The organism is Halorubrum sp. SP3, from assembly GCF_005435195.1.
Classification (GTDB): Archaea; Halobacteriota; Halobacteria; order Halobacteriales; family Haloferacaceae; genus Halorubrum; species Halorubrum sodomense.
This window is the reverse complement of sequence record NZ_SGTU01000252.1, coordinates 1-592: the sequence shown is the minus strand read 5'-3', so window position 1 is coordinate 592 and position 592 is coordinate 1. Positions and strand designations below refer to the sequence as shown.

The window sequence follows — 592 nt, the reverse complement described above, 5'->3', positions numbered from 1 at the left end:
CTTCCTACCGAGCCACCACTTCCACATGCCGAGTTACAACACTCGACACACTCGCCACGGTCTATTAGTAGTTCTCGACTTTCTCCACTGAGCCCCTTGTCAGTGGCCCACGACTGAAGTCGTGGGCTTGTCAGTGGACTCCCCTTCTGTCGTCGAATCGACGCTGGCGGTGAATCCACCGTTCAGGTTCAGCGTCCCTGACTTCAGCGCACACTGACAGGGTGCGCCTCCACTCGAAGACATCTGCCCCGAATGGAGTCGTTTCATCAGCTTTCGAGCGATGTTCTTGCTCGCGTTATAGTCCGCGTTCAGCTGGTAGTCGCACTTCTGACACGCGAACTGGTGTTTCGAGCGCCGATTCCTCTCGTGTGTAAAGCCGCACTTCGAACACCGCTGGCTCGTGTACGCCGGACTCACTTGCTCGACTTCAATGTCGAGCATCTCGGATTTGTACACCACGTACTCGTACAATCGGCGGAACGCCCACGTGTGGAATCGCTTCGCACCAGTCATCCGATCCCGGATATCGGTTAGATTCTCGAAGGCGACGTGCGTACATCCGTGGTCGCGAGCTTCGTCGAGAACCTGGTTC

Annotated in this window: 1 protein-coding gene; it reads right to left on the bottom strand. The window is 56.6% G+C overall.

Features of this window, described 5'->3' with window-relative positions:
* Positions 1-99: 99 nt before the first annotated feature.
* Positions 100-592: RNA-guided endonuclease TnpB family protein (locus EXE42_RS16470; protein WP_137707007.1), on the bottom strand; the 493-nt coding region annotated here is incomplete at its 5' end.